Genomic DNA, 19,794 nt, shown 5'->3' with positions numbered 1-19,794 from the left:
ATATACACATAATTACTATGGAAGGAAAGAAAATTTTACTAGTAGAAGATGATCCAAATTTTGGAGCTGTTTTAAAAGATTATTTATCAATCAACGATTTCGATGTCACTTTGGCAAAAAATGGAATGGAAGGATTTGAAAAATTTAAGAAAGACACTTTTGATTTATGTATTTTAGATGTGATGATGCCTTATAAGGACGGGTATACTTTAGCAAGAGAAATTCGTGAAAAAAACCAAGAAGTGCCTATTATTTTCTTAACTGCAAAAACATTGAAAGAAGATGTTTTAAAAGGGTATAAAGTAGGTGCAGATGACTATTTAAATAAGCCATTTGATTCAGAAGTTTTATTGATGAAAATCAAAGCAATTATTCAAAGAAAAGCTTCAGAAGTTAAACCTGATACAAATCAATTTGAATTTGAAATTGGTGGTTTCCATTTGAATTCTAAATTGAGATTTTTGACTTTTCCTGGTCATGAACCTATTAAGTTGTCGCCAAAAGAATGTGAGTTATTGAAAATGTTAGCATTGCACGAAAATGATTTAATGCCAAGAGAATTAGCATTAACTAAAATTTGGAGAGATGACAACTATTTCACTTCACGAAGTATGGATGTTTACATCGCTAAATTAAGAAAATTCTTAAAATTAGATGAAAATGTTGAAATCTTAAACATTCACGGTGAAGGTTTTAGATTAGTCATCAAAAAATAAATAACAGGAAGCTCTGAGAAATCAGGGCTTTTTTTATTCATTTAATTCTAAGGCAAAACAAACTTTATCTGCTTTAGAAATAATAATAGTTTGCTCTTTTTGAGCAATTGTAACTTCATCGTTTAAAGATAATTCCCTCAAGAAATTCATTTCGAATCCTTTTATTTTTTGCCTTAAAATATATTTTGAATCCAAAGCATTTAAACACCATTCTAGATATTTTACGCTATTAGCATGATTTACAATGTCAATGTCTGAAAGTTGTACTTTATAGTTTTTCAGAACGTCAAAATCTAAAGTAATATTAATTTTTTGTACTTCGTGTGAAGTTCCGCTTTGAGAAGGATATTTTTCAAAATGCTCGTGAGATAATGCTAAATTTTCAGGTCTTCTCGCATTAGTATTTATAACGGCCCAAGAAGTTTCACAACCTGCTAATTTTTCTTCACCGCGGTACAATTCTAAACAACGAGTCGAACGCGAATTTTCTAAGGTTTTAATCCACGTTTTTACGGTAACTTTTTCTTTCCATTTCGGAAGTGAAATAATTTCCAAACGCATTTTACTCATCACCCAAGCTTGATGATGTTCTTGCATATCACTAAAGCTTATTCCGCCCAAATCTGCGTGTAAACCGGCTGTAATCTGCAAAATATTACACAATTCGGTATATTTTAGAAGTCCCGTTTGATAACATTGTAAAAAATTGATTTCGTATTCTTGTTCTAAAACAGAAGTAAAGTGCGGAGAAATAGGCATAAATGTTAAATTTAGAATTTAGAATTTAGAATTTTTGATTCTATTTCTTTTATAATTTCATTTTTGTTTGCTAAATAGTTAAACCATTTCACATTTTCTACTCTTTTAAACCAAGTAATTTGGCGCTTAGCAAAGCGTCTGGTGTTCATTTTAATTTGTTCTAAAGCAAAATCTAAAGTAGTGTTTCCGTCGAAATAATCAAATAATTCGCGATAACCAACAGTTTGTAGCGCGTTCAAATCTTTGTTTGGATAAAGTGTTTCCGCTTCTTCCAAAAGTCCGTCATTTAGCATTAAGTCTACACGCTGATTAATTCTATTATACATTATTTCCCGATCTGTTTCCAAACCAATCACAATAGGAGTGAAGTTTCTGATATTTTTTCGTTTTCCAATAAAACTCGAATAGGGTGTTCCACTTCCCAAACATACTTCTACGAAACGTTTCATCCGTTGCGGATTTTGTAAAGTTTGCGGATTTTCTAATGTAAGTTTTTGGTAATAGTCCGAATCTAATTTTTGTAACTCTTCTTGTAAATAGACGATTCCTAAAGTTTCAAATTGGTGATTTATTGTTTCTCTCACCAAAGGATCAATTTCGGGGAATTCGTCAAAGCCTTTTAAAACGGCATCAACGTATAATCCAGAACCACCAACCATAATTTGAACCTTATTTTTAGCAAATAATTCGTCTAATTTGGCTAAAGCATCTTGTTCGAAATCACCAACTGAATAACTTTCAAAAATAGATTTGTTTTGAATAAAATGATGAGAAGCCGAAGCTAATTCTTCTGCATTTGGAACTGCCGTCCCAATTTTCATTTCTTTAAAAAATTGACGGCTATCGCATGAGATAATGTCGCAACCAAAATGTTCAGCCAAAGTAATGCTTAAAGCTGTTTTTCCAATGGCGGTCGGACCTATGATTGTAATTAAATAATTCATTTTATAATTTAGAGCCACATTTTCGACAGAAAACGGAATGTTTTAAATGCTTCCTATTATTACAATTAGAGCAAGTAATTTTATCGCCTTTATTATCTTTTAAGGAATTTTTTGCCATTTCAGCGGTCACAATTCCTGTAGGAACTGCAATTACACCATATCCAAGAATCATTACGAATGAGGCAATAAATTGGCCAAGTGGCGTAATGGGTGTAATATCACCAAAACCAACAGTTGTTAAAGTAACAATACACCAATAAATAGAAACTGGGATACTCGTAAATCCTGCCGCTTCGCCTTCCACAACATACATTACAGAACCTATAATGATACAGCTAATAAGCATAAAATACATAAACACTAAAATTCGACCGCGACTAGCAATGATGGAATCTCGTAAATGCGTTGATTGATTTGAAAATTGTGGATGATTTAAAATTTTAAACAATCGCAATAAGCGTAAGGCTCTAATGACTGAAAAAACACTTGAACCTGCCACAAAAAAGGTTAGATACATTGGTAGAATAGCAATTAAATCTATTATTCCATAAAAACTTAAAATGTATGTCTGCGGTTTTTTTAGTGTAATAATTCGTAAAACATATTCGATCGTAAAAAAAATAGTAATAATCCACTCTGCTATAATTATGAATGTGTGATATTTTGCATCAAAACCTTTAATGGTCTCTAACATTACCAATATTACACTCAGTAATATTAAGCCTAATAAAATTAAATCAAAAAGACGACCAGCAACGGTGTTAGTGCCGTAAATAATAATAAACGTTCGCTGCTTAAATAGTTCGAATTTTGATTTGATATTATCCCTCATGCTAACAAAGTTACATAATTAAAAAGTAATAATTTTATGCATCTTGTTTTTGCGTAAATAGGACTGGATGATTGTCTTTACATCACGATTGTGCTGCATTGGAATGATGATATTTTTAAGAATATCAATGTTAGTCACTTGATAATTTAATTCGTAAAAGCAATAGCCTTTATACACGCCATTTTCAATCAATATGGCTGATCGTTCATCAAAAGCTCTTCCTTTATCTATAACAATCATATTGTTTTTGTCAAAAGAATTTTTATTAATGAATTCTAAAACACGATCGTTGTATGCTGAAGCTGCTTCTTTCCCTATGCAAGCGCCTTTACATTCGTTGATTTTGTATTGAAAACAGTCATTTTTAGTATCGTATAAGCCATTTATTTTCTGGCATAAATTATACTTTTCAGTAATTTTGAAAAGCAAATTTTTTCCTTCTTGTAACGACGTAAATGAAGTGATTTCTTTTTTACGACCATCTGATTTTTCAATGCTTAGCGCGATGTAACCTGCTTCTGTTTTATGTTGATATAACGCATATAAAAAAATACTTTTGCGTTGGGCTCTATTGTAAATTGGTTTGTTTACTTTGATTTCTTCGCTTTCTTTTAGAAGTGCAATTAATTCGCTACCCGTTTCTTCAAAAGTTACAGCATAGACATCACGTTGTATTTTTTTACTTTTGCTAGAAGTTCCTGTAAAATGTTGATTGACTCGCTTCTTGATATTATTACTTTTTCCAATATAAATCAAATCACCTTTTTCATTGTGAATGTAGTAAATGCCTGTTTTAGAAGGTAAACTTTCAACAATGTCTAATAATTTTGGAGACATTCCTGACTTGATTTCCGTTTTGATGAAACTTTTTACAATTTCTTTTTCAACGTCTTTAGAAAGTAATAGTTTGAATAATTTCACGGTTGCCATCGCATCGCCATTCGCTCTGTGACGATCAGCCATAGGAATTCCTAAAGCACGAACCAATTTTCCTAAACTATAAGATTCTTGTTCAGGAATTAGTTTTTTTGATAATTCAACAGTACAAAGCGTTTGTTTCTTGAAGTCGAAACCCAATCGTCTAAATTCTGTTTTTAAAATTCGGTAATCAAATGAAGCGTTGTGCGCAACGATAACACATCCTTCCGTCATTTCGATTATCCTTTTGGCTACTTCATAAAATTTTGGTGCACTCCGAAGCATAGCATTATTGATACCAGTCAATTTTACTACAAATGGTTGTATTGGCTTTTCGGGATTCACTAAACTGATGAATTGATCCACTACTTCGTGACCATCAAATTTATAAATGGCGATTTCGGTAATACCTTCTTCGTTAAATTGGCCTCCTGTGGTTTCTATGTCGAGTATTGCGTACAAATTCTAAGTATTCAGTGTTCAGTTGTTAGTGTTCAGTTTTTTATTTTCTTCTTCGGAAAATTAATTTCTTGTTCCAAAGATACTACTTCCTATGCGAACCATTGTACTTCCGCACGAAATTGCTAGTTGATAATCGCCAGACATTCCCATGGATAATGTAGAGACGCAATTAATCGCGTCTTTACTATTAATGGTGTCAAAAACAGTTTTCAAATGTTTGAATTCTTTTTCTATCTGATTTTGATTTTCTGTAAATGTTGCCATACCCATTAAACCAACGATATTTATATTTTCAAACGAACTTTTGTCATTCTGAACTTGTTGTAAAAGCTCATTTAATTCCTTTTCATCCAAGCCAAATTTGCTTTCTTCTTCCGCAATATAAATTTGCAATAAAACGTCAATTACACGATTGTGTTTTTTGGCTTGTTTATTAATTTCCTGCAACAATTTCAAACTATCAACACCGTGAATCAAACTCACATATTCCGCCATAAATTTGACTTTGTTGGTTTGTACGTGACCAATCATATGCCATTGAATATCTTTTGGCATCACTTCCCATTTCTCCGTCATTTCTTGGATCTTATTTTCTCCAAAAATACGTTGACCCGCTTCATAAGCTTCCATTAAATCGGCCACAGGTTTGGTTTTAGAAACTGCAACAAGTGTAACATGTGATGGAAGAGAAGCTTTTATTTTAGTAAGGTTGTTTGAGATTGACATTAAGTTGTTGTTTTTTGAACTCAAATTTTTTTAAATTTTATTAATTTCTAAAATCTGTGTTTCTATTTTTTTAAAGGAATTTATAGTTCATACACCACTAATCCACTTCTGAATTTAGGTTCAATATACGTACTTTTTGGTGGCATTATTAAATTATTATCGGCTAAAGCTTTAATTTCCTTAATATCAGAAGGATAGAGCATAAAGCCCACTTCAAATTCTCCTTCGTCAATTAATTCCTTAATCACTGCAATGGATTGCTTTCCCGGAATGTAATCAATGCGTTCGTCATTGCGTAAATCTTCAATTCCTAGCAAAGGATTTAAAACTTTATCATATAAAATTTGGGCATCTAAACTATCTAAAATTGAGATTTGATTATGGCTTTCTTGTTTATAAAATAAAGCATAAAAACTGCCGTCTAAATACATTCCAAATTCGTATTTATTTTGGGGTTTCCACAATTCCTGATCTTTATCTTCTATTTTGAAATGTTCCGATAGTTTTTTAAGGAATTCATCTTTCGTCAAGCCATCCAAATCCCGAATTAATCGGTTGAATTCGTATATTTTAACGTTGCTTTCGGCAATTAAAAAACTCATAAAATAATTTAAGTTTTTATTACTCAAATGCTTGTCTTGTTCGTATAATAATTCGGCCGAAGCCGAGCGATGATGGCCATCTGCAATATATAAATTCGGAATTTTTTCAAAATGTTCCTGTAAAAAATCGATTTCACTTTGCGTATCAATTTTCCAAAGCGTGTGTTTTTCCTTAGTTGTGGTCGAAAATTCGTATATCGCTTCACTATTTTTTCGCAATGAAATGAAAGTATTAATTTCCACACTATCCGGATAAGTAATTAAAACCGGTTCTGTATTAAAATGCGTTTGATGCAAATAATCTTTGAACAATTCCACCCGATATTGCAACGTATCTTCGTGCTTTTTAATTACGTTATTTTGGTAATCTTCTACCGAAGTTCCAGCGATAATTCCAGTAAAAGTTTGACCTTTCGACTGAATTTCGTACAGATAAAAAACAGGATCTTCTTCTGAAAACAATATTTTTTCTTGCTTAAAATCTTGGTATTTATGAGCTACACCTTTAAAACGCTTGTCCAACGTAATTTTTTGAGCATTGGCATAAGCCGGATGAATCACGTGCAAAAACGAATACGGATTATAATCCAACCAAGAGGCAAGCTCCGCCGAACTATAATCGTCATAGGTTCTGCAAGTCACCAAAGCCACTTTATCCGCTACCGGACGAACCGCCTTAAAAGGAATTATTTTTGCCATACTTTCTAGTGTTCAGTTTTCAGTCGCAGTTTTCAGTTTGATACTGCGACTGGAAACTAAAACTACTTACTTTATAAATTGTTTTGAAACTTTCTCTGCTTTTTTACTTTCAGCATAATCATAGAAACCTTCACCAGATTTTACGCCTAACTTTCCAGCCATTACCATATTGACTAATAAAGGACAAGGTGCATATTTTGGATTTTTAAAACCGTCATACATCACGTTTAAAATTGATAAACAAACGTCAAGTCCAATAAAATCAGCTAATTGTAAAGGTCCCATTGGATGAGCCATTCCTAATTTCATTACCGTATCAATTTCTTGAACTCCCGCAACTCCGTTGTATAAAGTTTCAATCGATTCATTAATCATCGGCATCAAAATACGATTTGCTACAAATCCAGGATAATCGTTAACTTCTGTTGGTGTTTTACCTAATTTAGTCGATAAATCCATAATAATTTTAGTCACTTCATCCGAAGTTGAATAGCCACGAATGATTTCAACTAATTTCATAATTGGCACTGGATTCATAAAATGCATTCCAATTACGCGTTCTGGATGAACCACTTGTGCTGCAATTTGCGTAATAGAAATTGAAGAAGTATTTGAAGCTAAAATTACATTATGGTCACAAACATCGCTCAATTGCTTGAAGATAGTCATTTTTAAACCCACATTTTCAGTTGCTGCTTCAACTACTAAATCACAACCTACAACACCATCTTTGATATCAGTGTAAGTAATGATGTTTCCAATTGTTTTGTATTTATCGTCCTCTGTGATTGTTCCTTTTGTAACCATTCGGTCTAGGTTATTAGCAATAGTTGCCATTCCTTTTTCTAGTGATTTTTCTGAAATATCAATTAATTTTACGGTAAATCCGCTTTGTGCAAACGTATGAGCAATTCCGTTACCCATCGTTCCTGCTCCAATTACAGCTATTTGTTTCATTCTAAATTGTATTTTATTATTTTAAGTTTTCTTAAATCTTAATTGTTATTTTCTTTTCATTGATTCGATAATCATATAAGCCACTCGCAAAGCTTCGGTTCCGTCTTCTAAAGTTACGATTGGCGTGGTGTTATTATTGATTGCGTCTGCAAATGATTCTAATTCGTCTAAAATTGCGTTGTTTGCTTGTACATTTGGATTATCAAAGTAGATTTGTTTTTTCTCGCCTTCTGCATTTTGTAAAATCATATCGAAATCACCTGGGACTTCTGGTGCTTCTTTCATTTTTACGACTTCACAAATTTTATCTAAGTAATCTACAGAAATATAAGCGTCTTTTTGAAAGAAACGTGATTTACGCATATTTTTCATTGAAATTCTACTCGAAGTTACATTAGCAACACAACCGTTTTCGAATTCTATTCGAGCATTTGCAATATCTGGCGATTGGCTTAACACCGAAACACCACTAGCGTGAACCGATTTTACTTTCGATTTTACAACACTTAAAATAGCATCGATATCGTGAATCATCAAATCTAAAACTACGGGAACATCTGTACCACGCGGATTAAATTCGGCCAAACGATGCGTTTCAATGAACATTGGATTTTTAATTTGATCTTTCACAGCGGTAAAAGCAGGATTAAAACGTTCTACGTGTCCAACCTGACCTTTTACGTTGTATTTATTAGCTAAAGCTATGATTTCTTCGGCTTCTTCAACTGTATTTGAAATTGGCTTTTCAATAAAAAGATGTTTTCCAGCTTCGATAACTTGTTTGGCACAATCAAAATGTTGCATCGTTGGCGTAACAATATCTACAACATCAACTGCAGCAATCAAATCTGCAATTGAGTCAAATTTTTTATAACCAAATTCAGTCGCAACTTTATTTGCATTCGCTTCAAAAGCATCGTAAAAACCAACTAATTCATATTTATCAGATTGATTTAACAAGCGTAAATGTATTTTTCCAAGATGACCAGCACCTAAAACTCCAACTTTTAGCATATGAAAGTATTTTCAACAAAAATACATATTTGTTTATTGTTTTCCGTTTATATAAGGAGTTTTTTTCGGATTTTACAATTTGTTTATTGCAATTTAAAGGCTAATTTTGACAAAAATAATTTATACTAAAATTGAAAGATACGAATAAGCATAAAGGACTTCGAAATCAATTGGTCAAACAGTTGCAAGACAAAGGAATTACTGATAAAAGCGTGTTAAATGCTATTGCAGAAATTCCGCGTCATCTGTTTTTGAATTCTAGTTTCGAAGATTTTGCCTATCAAGACAAAGCGTTTCCTATTGGTGCAGATCAAACGATTTCGCAACCTTATACTGTAGCTTTTCAATCGCAATTGTTAGAAGTTCAAAAAGAGCATAAAATTTTAGAAATTGGAACAGGAAGTGGCTATCAAACCGCTGTTTTGTGTAAAATGGGAGCGAATGTCTATTCAATTGAAAGACAAAATGAATTGTTTAAAAAAACATCAAGATTGTTGCCAAATATGGGCATTCGACCTAAGAAATTAATATTTGGAGATGGTTATAAAGGATTGGAAGTTGATGCTCCTTTTGATAGTATTATTGTAACTGCTGGAGCTCCTTTTATTCCGCAACCTTTGATGGCTCAATTGAAAATAGGAGGAAGGTTGGTTATTCCTGTAGGTGAAAAAGAGCAGATTATGACGTTGTTAATCCGCAAAAATGAAACCCAATTTGAAAAACACGAATATGGCGATTTCAAATTTGTACCGCTTTTAGAGAATAAAAACTAGTTACTTCAAACCGGTTAATTTTTGTTTTAAAGCTTCAATTTCATCTAAAATTTCGGCAATTTTATGATCTTGATTTTCTTTTACCACCTCAATTCCTTTTTCCTGAAGTATTTGGCTAATCGCTTGAATAGCAAATTGATTGAAATCTAAATTGTTTAATAATTTTGATTTATACCAAGCGACCAAAAGTGTTGGAAGTTCAATTTCTAAGACAAAAGCAATCGTCTGAATTTGTTTTTTAGTCGGAATTCGAAAACCATTTTCAAATTTACTAACCAATGCTTGATCAATTTTTATCAATTCGGCCAGTTTTCGGGTTGAAAATCCTTTAGCAATGCGAGCTTGTTTTAGAATTTCTTTCATACTAACTAGTATTAGAAATTTTTCTTAATTCTAGCTATATCTCTTTTAGTATCTTGTTCCTTGAGTGATTCTCGTTTGTCGTAATTCTTTTTACCTCTACATAAAGCAATGTCTAATTTTGCCATACCTTTTTCATTGGTAAACAGACGAAGTGGCACAATCGTTAATCCTTTATTGTCCGAATCCTTGAACAATTTTTTCAACTCCTTTTTATTTAAAAGCAGTTTTCGCTCACTTTTTGCTCGGTGATTGTATTGATGGCCAAATAAATACTCTTCAATCGTAGAATTGATTACGAATAATTCACCATCGTGAAATTCGCAGAAACTTTCAGCAATAGAAGCTTTTCCTAACCGGATCGACTTTATTTCTGTTCCTGTTAAAACAATTCCAGCCGTGTATTTATCGAGAATTTCATAATCGAATTTGGCTCTTTTATTGAGTATGTTTATTGTTTTTAGCATTTGACAAATGTAAAGGAAATATCTAGGATTTTAAAGTTAAATCTACAAATTAATAATTTTGATTCTATGATTTATATCAGTTTTTTGCATAAAGAAGGATACTACATTTGTCCTATAATTTAAAAGAAATTAAAAATGAAAAAAGTAGTTTTTGCAATTATGGCAATTTCATTAATGGCTGTAAACTTCGTTAATGCACAAAATTCAAACGATTTTAAAAAATGGCAAGTTAGAGTAAGAGGAGTTGGTGTTGTTACACCAGATCAGAGTGCTAAAATTGGAATTATCGGTGGCGATGTTCAAATTTCGGATACTTTTATTCCAGAATTAGATTTTACGTATTTCTTCACAGAGCATTTTGCTGCAGAATTAATTTTGGGAACAGCTAAACACGATGTAAAAGCAATAAATACTGTTGCTGGAGATATCGATTTAGGAAGTGCGTGGTTATTACCTCCAACATTAACAGCACAATATCACTTTTATGTATCAGACAAAAAAATAGTGAAACCTTATATTGGTGCAGGTGTTAATTATACTTTATTTTACAATGTAAAATCGGGAGCAGTTGCAGATGTTAAATATGAAAACTCTTTAGGATATGCTGCACAAGCGGGTATTGACTTAAATCTAACAGATTCATTTTTCATAAATATCGATGCGAAACGTTTGTTTTTGAAAACGGATGTTACGGTTGATGCAACTAATTTAGTAGCAGGTTTGGTAGTTCCAGCGGAAGTAACGATTGATCCTTGGTTATTTGGAATTGGCGTTGGAATGAGATTCTAATTCTAATTTAAAAAATAAAATTGAAAGAAGAGATTGTTTTTACAGTCTCTTCTTTTTTTTGGTCTACAAATTGAAGATATGTACAAATAAAAAATTAAGAATAAATTTAGTTAACAAAATCTCTTTGTTTTACTTTTTTTACTAATTTTATAAAGATAACCTAACGAATTAAAATATGACTACAGAATATCAATTGATAGATAAAGAAGCTGTGAAAGATTTACATTTTCCGACAGCAGAAGTTTTAACAGAAAAAGCTGCTATGTTGCAACGTATGAATGATTTAGACCGAGCATTATCTCTAGGGAATTTAGAGCACGGAAAGATTAAGATCTTTTTTGAAGATGATATTTCTAAAAAAGCTATCGAAACTACGATTTGGGGTGTTACAGATAATCGTGTTATTTTAAAACAAGGTTTGGTTATTCCTGTAAATAGAATTTACAAAATAGTTTAAATTAAATTATTATTTTAAAACGTATAAAAAAAACACTTGCTGAAATCTATTTGCAAGTGTTTTTTTTGTTTTACTAGGATAAGATTAAGTAGTATTCAAAAGGAATTGATACCATTCTAATTTCTAGTCTTCTGCTATTCCTTTCCAATTTCTTATTATTCTAGCCAAGAAAAATAAAACTACGACAGAAAAAATAAAGTTTAAAGAGATCATATTTACTTGATTTTCTCGGAGCCAATCATAAAAAGGTGTTTCATAATAAGCATATTGATCTAATTGGTAATAATTGGGTTTGTTTGCTTCAATAAGTAAAAAATAAACAAGTGGAATAATACAACTAAAAGACCAAAGCACAATGTTAAGAGCAATTTTACTTAGTTTTAAGCTTTTCCTACGGAAATAAATGAAAAAGAAGTAAAATAGAATCCCAAGAATAGTGGCTAATATTAAGTACAAATATAAAACTCCATAACTAAAAATAGCAGTAATTATTCCTATAAATAAATTAATAATTCCTACTACGACAAGAGCAATTAGCCAGCTTTTCCCTGAAGTTACTCTAAAAGAGAAAATTAATAGTGATAGGCCTAAAGCCCCAAATAAAAATCCTAAGAATAATTCAATTTCAATAAAAGAATCAGTGTGTGCTTGAGAAACAATATCATATTTATCTTTCAATACATCTTGTTGGATGTAATATTTTGAGTAAGTATCTTGATCATTATTTGGCGTTTCAGCGGTCTTGTAATTATATGAGTTGTTGTAATCTGCTTCATACTCGTTCAAATAAGGTTTAATTAAAAGATATTTCTTAAAATCTGGAGCATTATAAGTGATTTCAAACCATCTATTTTCATCTAAATTAGTTGCTAGTTTATGTTCTCGAATTAATTTTAGGTAATCAGCCATCAATTTTTTTATTTCAACTTCATTGTTGGACGCTAACCAAGTATTTATTTGTATCTTATTCAGTGAATCTTGTTCCCGTAAAATTATCGAGAATTCAAAAATATTTCGATTTAACAAAGAATATTGATCATAATTTTTATCATTAAAAATAATATAATCCTTATATAAATTTTGTTCAACTGCTTCAACTACAGTCGCTGCTTCAATTACTGCTGCTTCTGCTGCTTCATTATCTTCTAAAACTGGGTGTCGATCTATTATATTTCCATTACTATCAATTAAGCCAGAAGCCAAAGAATCTATCTCGGTTTCCGCATAGCTTGCATCAATGAAAATAGATGCGGTACTAATTGTTTTACAGCGTTTAGCAGTTTCAGCGAAGGAATAATAACTTTTTTGATGCAATTGTTTTCCTACTTTAAAAGGAATGAAAAAGCCAGTTAATAAAAAGCAAATTGTAAATATTTGAATCCATTCAAAGAATAAACTGTATTTAGATTTGCTGTAAAATGATTTCAGAGCATTGTTTTTAAAATAGAACACTAGCCACAAAATCATTATGATAACTGCTGCCAAAATTCCAGTTAACATACAATACGCAATAATATCAATATTGGTTTTATTAGAAAAATCGATAGTTCCATCGATATAGCCTAGTCCGAAAAATAGGATTTGAAAAAGAATACCAATTGTAAGCATCGGAATAAACTTAGTATTCCAAAGTAATGGATATTGTAATAATAATTTTTTCTGTATATTTTTAAACATGTTTTTTAATTTTTAGTTCACAAAAAAGCGACGCGTTGAGTTGGAAATATTTCGCATATAACTTAACGGAATGGACTGATTGACTACTATTTTCATAAAGTCGTTAACGGCTACGTCTTCTGGAAATGTTGCAATATAAGTTCCTCCATTTTGCACTAGCGACAAAATATTAATTGCACTAAATAGCTGCTTTAGCTCGCTTAAGTTCAATGAACTTTCAAACTCGATGATGCAATTTTTGTTGGCTTCATTTTCGTCGAGTAAATTCTTTTGTGCACCACGTTTTAAAAATACCACTTGGTTAGATGTTTTTTCTACTTCATACAATTGCTGCGAACTTAATACAATAGCTATAGGTCGGAAAGCCGAATTAGCGATATTTCTAAAATCATCTAAAACCGTTTGCTGAGCCAGAATATCTAAATTTGCCAAAGGTTCGTCAATCAATAAAATTTTCGGTTTTCGCAATAACATTCGAGCCAGTTCAAAACGCATTTTATATCCAGACGATAAGTTATTCCACGAATGATTTCTAAATTTTCGCAATCCTAAACGAGTTATAACTAAATCCACTACCAAATTATTTTCTTCCGGTGAAAAACCATAACAACTTGCCGTGAATTCGAGGTTTTCGTACATAGAACCACGCCAAGTCTCTGTTCTTTGCGGAATGTAGACTAGCTTTGAGCGTAAATCATACAAATCATCATACTTAAAATTGTACTTTATTGTTCCTGAAGACGGATTTAATTCACCACAAATACTTCGTAGTAAAGTGGTTTTTCCATTTCCGTTTTCACCAACCAGTCCAATAATTTCACCCGTTTTTATATCCAGATTTATTGGCCCTAATCCAAAAGAAGTATTGTATACTTTTTGTAGATTTTGAACCGATATGATTGTTTGATGTTCGTGACATTCTTTTTTACTTAGAACAACATCAAGTTCTGCAAGTAAATCTGAAAGCTTTTGTGTCTTTTCAACTTCGTTATTTTCGTTGCTGTCGTGCCAATTTAGAAAAGCACTTGTTTTCTGATAGTGTCTGATATCTTCTGTATCTAATGTAAAATCTATAATACGTTTGATTACTTTACTGTAATCTTTAAAATCTAAAAGTTCTTTAACTTCTCGAAATTGTCTTTCAAATTCAGTCATATATTATTTTATGAAATTTCTTTTAAGTAAACTGTAAATCACCGTATCGGTAAATTCATTATTGTAATAAAAATTTTCTACAAAATGAGCTTCTTTTGTGAATCCATTTTTCTGCAAAACACGTTCAGAAGCTTTGTGTCTAGAATCTATCACAGCTTCAATAGAATGAAAATTTAATGTATTAAAAGCAAAATTCAACAAAGTAGTCACAGCTTCGGTAACATAACCTTTTCCCCAATATTCAGGTAGAATCATATAGCCCAATTCTGATCTAAAATGTTCGGGTTGCGTTCTGTAAAATCCCATAATTCCGATACATTTATTGCTGTTTTTTTCCGTTACTGCCCAATTGATGTCTAAATTTTCTTCAATTTTATCATTTATTGATTTTATATGAGCCAAAGCACCTTCAATATCTGTTAATAAAGGTCTGGGAATAAAACGCATTGTTTCTGGATCGCCTCTTAAAGCTAAGATTTCAGGTGCATCAGATTCCGCTAATTTTCTATAATTTAAGCGTTCGGATGCTAATAGTGGAAAAGGATTGAAATTTAATTCTAACATTATTTTTTAAATTTTTCTTTAATTTGACGTTAGTTCTTGAATTGCTTTGGTTTGACTTTTACTAAAGAAAATCAGCATACAAATGGCTCCAACAGTTGCAAAAAGCATATCCGATTGGGTGTCCCAAACATCGCCTTGTGTTCCTAAAAACGAATCACCGCCTTCGCCAGTTGATAATGAAACAGCCCATTCAATCCATTCGTAAGCAGCACTAATTGCTAAACAAATCGCTACAATAATAAAATTGAAGAAACTTTTATTAGCCACTACATTTTTTCGGATAAATAATTCGCGTACAATCATTGCAGGAACAAAACCTTGTGCAAAATGTCCGACTTTATCGTAATTGTTTCTACTTTGTTCGAAAGTTTCTTTAATCCAATCAAAAAGCGGGACTTCGGCATACGTATAATGGCCTCCTAAAAATAGAATATAGCAATGAATTAATATAAAAAAGTAGGTGAAATTGGTAAATTGAAATTTCTTATAGGTAAAAATTAGAATCAAAAAACCAACAATTGCTGGAGAGACTTCTAAGAACCAAGTAAAATATTCCTTTGGATTGATTCCCGAAAGAATTAGTCCGACAAAAAATAAGACAATAAAAAGTTGTTTTGTTTTCATAGATGCTAAAGTAAAGTTTTTTTCTTTTAAAAATATAAAAAAAGCACCAACACATTGCTGCGTTGATGCTTTACAAACTAAAACTAAATTCTAATTATGAAAAATCTATTTATCCTACCAATTCACTTTGGTTTCTGAAAACCAAATTTCCATCAAAACTATCGAGTAAAATGATGCTATCTGTAGTTACTCTTCCTGCCAAAATTTCTTTCGACAGTTGGTTTAACACTTCACGTTGAATAACTCTTTTTACGGGTCTTGCTCCAAATTGCGGATCATAACCTTTGTTAGCTAAATAATCTACTGCTTCTGGAGTCGCATCCATAATTATATTTTGAAGTGCAACCATTTTTATGACACTTTTTAACTGCAAACCAACTATTTCCTTAATATTTGCCTGAGTTAAAGGCGTAAACATTACTATTTCATCAATACGATTTATAAATTCAGGTCGAACCGTTTGTTTCAATAAACCTAAAACTTCCACTTTTGCAGCTTCCGTAGCGGCTTCCACAGAACCTTTTAAATTTTCGAACTTCTCTTGAATTATGCTACTTCCCATATTAGAAGTCATAATGATAATCGTATTTTTAAAATCGGCAACACGCCCTTTATTATCGGTTAATCTTCCTTCATCTAAAACTTGTAATAAGATATTAAATGTGTCGGGATGTGCTTTTTCAATTTCGTCTAACAACACTACAGAATACGGCTTTCTTCTTACAGCTTCCGTCAATTGACCGCCTTCATCATAACCAACATACCCAGGAGGTGCACCAACTAATCTACTCACGCTGTGACGTTCTTGATATTCACTCATATCAATTCGCGTCATTGCATTTTCATCGTCAAAAAGATATTCGGCTAACGCTTTTGCTAATTCGGTTTTTCCAACTCCAGTTGTTCCTAAAAATAAGAACGAACCAATTGGTTTTTTAACATCTTGCAAACCCGCACGACTTCTTCGAACAGCGTCACTAACGGCTTCAATTGCTTCTTCTTGACCTACAACTCTATGATGCAATTCATCTTCTAATTTTAATAATTTCTCGCGTTCACCTTGTAGCATTTTCACGATTGGAATTCCCGTCCATTTCGCTACAACCTCAGCAATATCATCTCGTGTAACTTCTTCTTTTATAAGCGAAGTTCCCGATTGATTTTCGGCCAATTGCACTTGAAAAACATCTAAACGTTCTTGTGCTTCTTTTATTTTTCCGTAACGAATTTCGGCTACTTTTCCATAATCGCCATTGCGTTCGGCTTGTTCTGCTTCTTGCTTGAAATCTTCAATTTCTTGTTTTACGGCTTGGATATTATCCACCACATCTTTTTCCGATTTCCATTTGGTGAAAATCTCGTTGCGTTCTTCTTTCAAATTCGCTAATTCCAATCCCAAACCTTTCAGTTTCGTTTCGTCATTTTCGCGTTTAATGGCTTCAATTTCGATTTCTAGTTGCATTACTCTTCGATCCAAAACATCTAATTCTTCTGGTTTCGAATTGATTTCCATACGCAATTTAGAAGCCGCTTCGTCAATTAAATCGATGGCTTTATCGGGTAAAAAACGATTGGTAATATAACGTTGCGATAATTCAACCGCAGCAATAATGGCATCATCTTGAATTCTTACTTTATGATGCGTTTCATACTTTTCTTTAATTCCTCTCAGAATTGAAATTGCACTTTCGGTATCCGGTTCATCGACTACAATTTTCTGAAAACGACGCTCTAAAGCTTTATCCTTTTCGAAATATTTTTGATACTCATCTAATGTTGTGGCACCAATGGCTCTCAATTCTCCTCTTGCTAAAGCAGGTTTCAGAATATTTGCAGCATCCATCGCACCTTCGCCACCTCCAGCACCAACTAATGTGTGAATTTCGTCAATGAATAACACAATATCGCCTTCGGCAGAAGTAACTTCTTTTACGACAGCTTTCAAACGCTCTTCAAATTCCCCTTTGTATTTTGCACCGGCAATTAAAGCACCCATATCTAAGGAAAACACAATTTTATCTTTCAGGTTTTCAGGAACGTCGCCATCTACAATTCGGTGTGCTAAACCTTCAGCAATAGCGGTTTTTCCCACTCCTGGTTCTCCAACTAACATTGGATTATTCTTAGTTCTTCGGGTTAAAATCTGTAAGACACGTCGAATTTCTTCATCACGACCAATTACTGGATCTAATTTTCCGCTTTTTGCTAATTCATTTAAGTTTTTTGCATATTTGTTCAAAGCATTATACGTTTCTTCAGCTGAAGCTGAAGTTACTCGTTCACCTTTTCGCATTTCGTCGATTGCTGCTTGTAAACCTTTTTCAGTGACACCTTGATCTTTTAAAATCTGTGCAACTTTACTTTTCGATTTAAAAATGGCTAAAATTAAATGTTCGATAGAAACGAATTCGTCGTTCATTTTTTTAGCAATAATTTCGGCTTCGTTTACTGTAGTTCCAGCCTCACGAGAAAACATAATATCGCCACCAGAAACTTTTGGAAAACTTTGAATCGTACTATCTAATACTTTTTTGAAAAGCTCCACATTAACGTTGAGTTTTTTCAAAATAAAAGGTGTTACGTTTTCGTCTACTTCTAAAATTCCTTTGAATATATGTTCGTTTTCAAGCTGTTGTTGCCCAAAACTTTGTGCAATTTGCTGTGCTTGTTGCAAAGCTTCTTGCGATTTAATGGTAAATTTATTGATGTTCATATGTTGTGTAAATTTTGATTAATTTCTTTTGAATGAATTATTTCAATTTCTATTCCAATACGAAAAATAAGACAAAATGACCGAACATGTTCTGTGTTCTTAGTAAATTTACGACAAAATGGCTTACATTAAGACAGATTAGTATAAATATTTATTATTGAATAGTTTTAAAACAAAAAAAAGACAATAGCGTAACTATTGTCTTTTTACTTTCTAATTAAAAATTTACCTCCTAAATTTATTATTGGTGATAATATTTTTTAACTTGAGTTTTAAATCTTCACCTGTATCGTAAACCATTTGTTCATTACTTGGAAAAGGAACGGCTCTTCGATCAAAATATTGGTAATAGGTTTCTTCAACAGCACGTTTGTCGCCATTATAATTAGCATAAATGTAGCTAAAAATAAACTCACTAGTTACTGGATATGCATCTAATAACTGATTTGTTTTTAAATTGATATAATCCACTTTTGCAGTTACCTTACAAGATTTAAATTGAGTAAATTCATAAATACTAACGGTAATCGACTTCATATTATCTACCTTAATAGGTTTTCCTAAACTATCTTTTACGATATTACCATTTGCATCTACCAAGTTTTTAACACCGTCTTTTATCTGCTTTTCTTTGATAAATTGTTTTTCTTTAATTTGCTCAGGAGAAATGGCGATCGCTCTAAAATTTACCATCATTGCAAAATCGTAGGAAATGTTTTTTTGCTTATTGTTGTGATAAACCGTCCACTTATCGTTTATGCCATAAGTACTAAAATCTAGTAAATCATCTTGTAATTTGACCGGAATTACCATATTAGTTTCGTTTTTAGTGTAAACGTGAACAAAATCGGTTCCTTTAAATTGCGCATCGTCCATTAACGCCCTAACATCTTTATAATTTGGATTAAGTTTTTCTAAGTAAGTCAAATCATCAAAAGCTTGTCTAAAATCCATTTTGTTTTTGGAAGTCATCAACTTTTTCGCATTCGCATATAAAAATCCTGATAAATTACTTTTACTATTCACCAAATCGTCTGAATAATCATCCATCGGAAAAATCGCATTTCTACCTTCTTTTAATAATTGCAAAGGTAAAAGTGGTTTTATACGTTCTTGACGATTGTTTAATTGTGTGTATAAATTAAATATTCTTTCGTAGTTGGACGGATTATTTTCTTTAATTAACAAGTTTAATGATTCTAAATCGCGTTGTTTTGCTTTTGCAAAAGCCTCTTCTAACAAATACACATAATCTTGTTTCCCTTTTGAGTTTTTGTTCGTGCGCAAAGCATCAACAGCATTAATAATAGCACCGTCATAATCTCCATTACTCAACATAGATTGTGTTTGTTTTACACCACAAGAAAAGATAACTAGCGATAAAAAGAGTAGGGTAATTTTTTTCATAAAAATTAAATATTTTGTCAAAGATAAATTTTTTTTGGAGCTATTTACTTCGTCAGTTAGTTTTTTTGAAGCTAATTCCTGCTGTACGTTCTATCTTTTTGTTTAGATTGCCACGTCGTTCCTCCTCGCAATGAAAAACAAAAAGGATGCCACTTCCATCAGGGCTAAAAAATAAAACT

Annotated in this window: 20 protein-coding genes; 4 read left to right on the top strand and 16 right to left on the bottom strand. The window is 32.0% G+C overall.

The genetic code is table 11. From position 1 onward, the window contains the following. The first annotated feature begins 17 nt into the window (after positions 1-17). Complete coding sequence (locus tag T1L09_RS08555) at positions 18-716, top strand: response regulator transcription factor (RefSeq protein ID WP_322550537.1); 699 nt, start codon at positions 18-20, stop codon at positions 714-716. Positions 717-749: 33 nt separating this feature from the next. Here the strand turns inward: T1L09_RS08555 and T1L09_RS08550 are convergent, their stop codons facing one another. From T1L09_RS08550 to T1L09_RS08515, 8 genes are all read right to left on the bottom strand, one after another. Then, positions 750-1,475, bottom strand: coding sequence for an acyl-[acyl-carrier-protein] thioesterase (locus tag T1L09_RS08550; protein ID WP_322550536.1), 726 nt, complete (start codon positions 1,473-1,475; stop codon positions 750-752). An 11-nt stretch (positions 1,476-1,486) separates the two neighbouring features. Next, positions 1,487-2,419: a tRNA (adenosine(37)-N6)-dimethylallyltransferase MiaA gene (gene miaA, locus T1L09_RS08545; RefSeq protein ID WP_322550535.1), complete on the bottom strand. Its 933-nt coding sequence runs from the start codon at positions 2,417-2,419 to the stop codon at positions 1,487-1,489. Position 2,420: 1 nt separating this feature from the next. Then, positions 2,421-3,251: an ion transporter gene (locus T1L09_RS08540; RefSeq protein ID WP_322550534.1), complete on the bottom strand. Its 831-nt coding sequence runs from the start codon at positions 3,249-3,251 to the stop codon at positions 2,421-2,423. An 18-nt stretch (positions 3,252-3,269) separates the two neighbouring features. Next, positions 3,270-4,631 (bottom strand): exonuclease domain-containing protein, encoded by a 1,362-nt coding sequence (locus T1L09_RS08535; RefSeq protein WP_322550533.1) that lies wholly within the window; start codon positions 4,629-4,631, stop codon positions 3,270-3,272. A 60-nt stretch (positions 4,632-4,691) separates the two neighbouring features. Beyond that, positions 4,692-5,357 (bottom strand): YggS family pyridoxal phosphate-dependent enzyme, encoded by a 666-nt coding sequence (locus tag T1L09_RS08530; protein WP_322550532.1) that lies wholly within the window; start codon positions 5,355-5,357, stop codon positions 4,692-4,694. Between the two features lie 80 nt (positions 5,358-5,437). Further along, positions 5,438-6,658, bottom strand: coding sequence for a DUF1015 domain-containing protein (locus T1L09_RS08525; protein WP_322550531.1), 1,221 nt, complete (start codon positions 6,656-6,658; stop codon positions 5,438-5,440). Between the two features lie 66 nt (positions 6,659-6,724). Further along, positions 6,725-7,615 carry a 3-hydroxyacyl-CoA dehydrogenase family protein gene (locus tag T1L09_RS08520; protein WP_322550530.1) on the bottom strand — a complete coding sequence of 297 codons (891 nt, stop codon included), beginning with the start codon at positions 7,613-7,615 and terminating at the stop codon, positions 6,725-6,727. 45 nt (positions 7,616-7,660) lie between these two features. After that, positions 7,661-8,629 (bottom strand): Gfo/Idh/MocA family protein, encoded by a 969-nt coding sequence (locus tag T1L09_RS08515; protein ID WP_322550529.1) that lies wholly within the window; start codon positions 8,627-8,629, stop codon positions 7,661-7,663. A gap of 131 nt (positions 8,630-8,760) precedes the next feature. Here T1L09_RS08515 and T1L09_RS08510 point away from each other — a divergent pair, with 131 nt between their 5' ends. Continuing rightward, positions 8,761-9,402, top strand: a complete 642-nt coding sequence (locus T1L09_RS08510; protein ID WP_322550528.1) for a protein-L-isoaspartate(D-aspartate) O-methyltransferase — start codon at positions 8,761-8,763, stop codon at positions 9,400-9,402. On the opposite strand, the gene T1L09_RS08505 is transcribed toward T1L09_RS08510, so the two are convergent. Next, positions 9,403-9,765: a helix-turn-helix domain-containing protein gene (locus T1L09_RS08505; protein WP_322550527.1), complete on the bottom strand. Its 363-nt coding sequence runs from the start codon at positions 9,763-9,765 to the stop codon at positions 9,403-9,405. It lies immediately after the preceding gene. Between the two features lie 11 nt (positions 9,766-9,776). Continuing rightward, complete coding sequence (gene smpB / locus T1L09_RS08500) at positions 9,777-10,229, bottom strand: SsrA-binding protein SmpB (protein WP_322550526.1); 453 nt, start codon at positions 10,227-10,229, stop codon at positions 9,777-9,779. Between the two features lie 135 nt (positions 10,230-10,364). On the opposite strand from smpB, the gene T1L09_RS08495 reads away from it, so the two are divergent. Continuing rightward, positions 10,365-11,018 (top strand): OmpW/AlkL family protein, encoded by a 654-nt coding sequence (locus T1L09_RS08495; RefSeq protein ID WP_322550525.1) that lies wholly within the window; start codon positions 10,365-10,367, stop codon positions 11,016-11,018. 175 nt (positions 11,019-11,193) lie between these two features. Beyond that, entirely contained in the window at positions 11,194-11,475 is a 282-nt protein-coding gene (locus tag T1L09_RS08490; protein WP_322550524.1) for a hypothetical protein, read from the top strand. Between the two features lie 123 nt (positions 11,476-11,598). On the opposite strand, the gene T1L09_RS08485 is transcribed toward T1L09_RS08490, so the two are convergent. From T1L09_RS08485 to T1L09_RS08460, 6 genes are all read right to left on the bottom strand, one after another. Further along, the gene (locus T1L09_RS08485; protein ID WP_322550523.1) at positions 11,599-13,152 is read right to left on the bottom strand and encodes a hypothetical protein; all 1,554 of its coding nucleotides are present in this window, start codon (positions 13,150-13,152) and stop codon (positions 11,599-11,601) included. Between the two features lie 12 nt (positions 13,153-13,164). After that, positions 13,165-14,307, bottom strand: coding sequence for an ABC transporter ATP-binding protein (locus tag T1L09_RS08480; RefSeq protein WP_322550522.1), 1,143 nt, complete (start codon positions 14,305-14,307; stop codon positions 13,165-13,167). Between the two features lie 3 nt (positions 14,308-14,310). Beyond that, on the bottom strand, positions 14,311-14,871 hold the full coding sequence (locus T1L09_RS08475) for a GNAT family N-acetyltransferase (protein WP_322550521.1): 561 nt from the start codon (positions 14,869-14,871) through the stop codon (positions 14,311-14,313). 18 nt (positions 14,872-14,889) lie between these two features. Beyond that, positions 14,890-15,495, bottom strand: coding sequence for a DUF2238 domain-containing protein (locus T1L09_RS08470; RefSeq protein WP_322550520.1), 606 nt, complete (start codon positions 15,493-15,495; stop codon positions 14,890-14,892). Between the two features lie 109 nt (positions 15,496-15,604). Then, positions 15,605-18,208, bottom strand: coding sequence for an ATP-dependent chaperone ClpB (gene clpB, locus T1L09_RS08465; protein ID WP_322550519.1), 2,604 nt, complete (start codon positions 18,206-18,208; stop codon positions 15,605-15,607). A 225-nt stretch (positions 18,209-18,433) separates the two neighbouring features. Then, positions 18,434-19,615: a hypothetical protein gene (locus T1L09_RS08460; protein WP_322550518.1), complete on the bottom strand. Its 1,182-nt coding sequence runs from the start codon at positions 19,613-19,615 to the stop codon at positions 18,434-18,436. Positions 19,616-19,794 lie beyond the last annotated feature (179 nt).

The organism is Flavobacterium psychraquaticum (assembly GCF_034497725.1).
GTDB classification, from domain to species: domain Bacteria; phylum Bacteroidota; class Bacteroidia; order Flavobacteriales; family Flavobacteriaceae; genus Flavobacterium; species Flavobacterium psychraquaticum.
This window is presented reverse-complemented; position numbering and strand designations above follow the sequence as displayed.